Origin of the sequence: Protofrankia symbiont of Coriaria myrtifolia (assembly GCF_900634755.1) — a bacterium.
GTDB classification, from domain to species: Bacteria; Actinomycetota; Actinomycetes; order Frankiales; family Frankiaceae; genus Protofrankia; species Protofrankia coriariae.
In genome coordinates this window covers 1-2,290 of the sequence record NZ_CAAAFS010000233.1, presented here as the reverse complement: position 1 = coordinate 2,290, position 2,290 = coordinate 1, and the positions used below count along the sequence as shown (strand labels likewise).

Sequence of the window (2,290 nt, the reverse complement as noted above, 5' to 3'; positions counted from 1 at the left end):
AGCCCAATTTCATCTACACGTTGTTGGCACGACGGCAGTACTGGCAGCGGTTGGTCGACAATCCGGAGTTGGTACCGCAGGCCGTCGAAGAGCTGTCGCGTTATATTCCGCTCGACGCTTCGGCCAAGCTTGCGCGGATTGCCACCGAGGATATCGAGCTGGGTGGACAATTGGTGCGTGCCGGTGAGGCTCTGCTGGTACAGCTGGACTCGGCCAACCGGGACGAAGCGGTTTTCGACCACCCGAACGAGCTCGACTTTGATCGCGCGGACAACCCCCATATCGCGTTCGGGCACGGGGCGCACCATTGTCTCGGCGCTCCGTTGGCGCGGCTGGAGTTGCAGGTGGCGCTCGGCACCCTGGTGCGACGCTTGCCTGGCCTGCGGCTGGCCGTGCCGGCGGATGAGGTGCAGTGGCGGTCGGATCGGCTGGTGCGCGCCCTGCCGGTCCGCTGGTGAGAGGCTTGAGTGACGGCCGATCGTCGGCGCATCGCGGTAGATCACGATGCCTGCATCGGTTCCGCGCTGTGCGCGGGCACCCTGTCGAACCGGTTCATGATCGTTAATGACAAGTCCGAGCCTCGTGTCGCACCTCCGAGGCGTTGTTGTCGATTCAGGGGACGGCGAAGTTGGTGGTGAACAGCCAGACCTTGTCGGCGAGTCGAGGACGCCGGCTGGCCCGACGGGATCGACCTGTAGCACCACATTCGCTCGCGGCTGAGCGCTCAGGGTGGCGCTCCTCTGAGGGTCGACATCGGGTAGGAGTCGGCGTCGCTGTCAGGGCCATCTTCTGGCGGACGGCGCTCACTGGTCAGGGGCACCGGCCTGCCGGCGAGCGGGCTGCGGCTGGGCCTCGTCGTCCGGGGGCAGGTCCCGGTCGAGGGCGCGGAGGCTGTCGGCGACCCGTTGGAGCACGGCCAGGTCGTCGAAGAACTCGATCGGTGTGGAAGTGCCGGAGGCTGCCGGCCGCAGGGGCAGGTGATCGACCGTCTCTCCGTCCATCGGCTCTCCATCCATCGGTGTGGACGGCGCTCCGGGTCGAGGAATCGGCCCGGCCCGGTCCGGAGCACCTTACCGGCAGTGGTGGAAGCAGACTATGTCAGGCACCATGCGTACGATGTGTGAGAAACGCCCCTTATAGGTGTGGGGGAGTTGGTATTTTTCTACAGACGTACTCCTCGAATTCTGGTACTCAGCTTCAGGATCGTCCTATTTCAGGCCGGAATGGACGAAGGCGTTGACGATGTGTCGCTGGAGCACCAGGTAGAGGCCGAAGATCGGTAGGCAGGCGAGCCCGGAGGCGGCCATGATCCCGCCCCAGTCGTTGCCCTCGGTCCCGCCGAGGAAGCCGCGCAGCCCGAGCTGGATCATGGAGTTTGCCTGCTGGAGCGCCATGGACGGCCAGAAGTACTCGTTCCAGGCGTTGATGAACAGCACGATGCCCAGCGCCGCCAGCGCCGGCCGCAGGTTGGGCACGACGACGGTCCACAGCGTCGACCAGGACGACCGGCCGTCGACGCGGGCCGCCTCCAGCACCTCCTTGGGGAAGCTTTCCATGTGCTGGCGCAGCAGCAGGACGCCGAGCGCTGTGCACAGTGTCGGAATGATCACTTCGGCGAGTGTGTTCAGCAGGCCGAACTCGAACAGCAGCGTGTAGTTGGACACCATCGTCACCTGGAACGGCACCAGCCACGTCCCCACGAACAGCAGGTAGAGCAGCCGCTGCCCGCGGAAGCGCCAGGCGGTGAAGGCGTACGCGGCGAGCAGGCCGGTCAGCAGCTGCCCGATGGCGGTCAGCGACGCCACGACGAACGTGTTGAGCAGCATCTGCCCGATCGGGATCACGTCCGCGGCGTGCCGGTAGTTGCCGATCGACAGCGGCCAGGGCAGCAGCGACGTGTCGTAGATGTCGCCGGGGCGGCGCAGCGACGTCGCGTACATCCAGCAGATCGGGAAGATGCAGGCAACGCTGAGGACGGCCAGGACGGCATGGCCGACGAACGAGCTCAGCGGTGACCGGCCGCCGACCGGCCCGCCGGCCCCGCCGTGGCCGCGGTGGCCGTGCCGGCGCCAGCGGCGTCCGCCACCATGGTCCCCGCCACCGCGCCGGCCACCGCCGCGGTTCCCGCCGTCGTCACGGTTCCTGCCGTCATGCTGCCCGCCGCTGTGTTGCCCGGGCGGCGGCACACCAGCGTCGCCTGCCGCCGGTGCGTCCGGCGTGGAGACGGCCATGAATCACTCCTCGTAGTCCTCGCGGTAGTTCCCGCGACATCGCTTCCCCGCCCCACAAC

Annotated in this window: 3 protein-coding genes; 1 reads left to right on the top strand and 2 read right to left on the bottom strand. The window is 67.2% G+C overall.

Going from position 1 to position 2,290, the window contains the following annotated elements:
• Window positions 1-458, top strand: a 458-nt coding sequence (locus tag CM1CMNOD_RS13160; protein ID WP_131774006.1) for a cytochrome P450, incomplete at its 5' end; no start/stop codon positions are given.
• 345 nt (window positions 459-803) lie between these two features.
• Here the strand turns inward: CM1CMNOD_RS13160 and CM1CMNOD_RS13155 are convergent.
• On the bottom strand, window positions 804-1,001 hold the full coding sequence (locus tag CM1CMNOD_RS13155) for a hypothetical protein (protein ID WP_013874100.1): 198 nt from the start codon (window positions 999-1,001) through the stop codon (window positions 804-806).
• Between the two features lie 207 nt (window positions 1,002-1,208).
• Window positions 1,209-2,231, bottom strand: a complete 1,023-nt coding sequence (locus tag CM1CMNOD_RS13150; RefSeq protein ID WP_013874099.1) for a carbohydrate ABC transporter permease — start codon at window positions 2,229-2,231, stop codon at window positions 1,209-1,211.
• Window positions 2,232-2,290 lie beyond the last annotated feature (59 nt).

Excerpts from the sequence above, each read along its gene's own strand:
- CM1CMNOD_RS13155 (WP_013874100.1), bottom strand. The coding sequence starts at position 1,001 with ATGGACGGAGAGACGGTCGATCACCTGCCCCTGCGGCCGGCAGCCTCC.
- CM1CMNOD_RS13150 (WP_013874099.1), bottom strand. The coding sequence starts at position 2,231 with ATGGCCGTCTCCACGCCGGACGCACCGGCGGCAGGCGACGCTGGTGTG.